Origin of the sequence: Pauljensenia sp. UMB3104 (genome assembly GCF_030217285.1) — a bacterium.
GTDB lineage: Bacteria > Actinomycetota > Actinomycetes > Actinomycetales > Actinomycetaceae > Pauljensenia.
On sequence record NZ_JASONN010000241.1, the window covers coordinates 1 to 287 of the forward strand.

A 287-nucleotide genomic window follows, 5' to 3' on the forward strand; every position below is an offset into this window, starting at 1 on the left:
GGCCCCGACCTCGTGGCCACGGGTCAGCTCCTTCAGGCGCTCGTACGGGTTCGTCATTCCGGTTGCGCCGGCGATCGACGCGGTGCGCATGACCTGCTGAACCGCTTCGCCGAGAACTTCCCAGTTCGCATCCAGGTCGGCAGCCATACGGTTAACGTCAATGTCGATGCCGTCAAGGCCACGAACCAGGTTGAAGAACGCGAGGATCGAGTGCCCAAGGCCAACACCGATATTGCGCTGGGTCGTCGAGTCGGTCAGGTCACGCTGCATACGCGAGGTGACCAGCG

At 63.1% G+C, this 287-nt stretch carries 1 pseudogene; it reads right to left on the minus strand.

The features are described 5' to 3' along the window. A pseudogene (locus QP415_RS11545) lies at positions 1-287 on the minus strand (adenylosuccinate lyase); the annotation flags it as partial.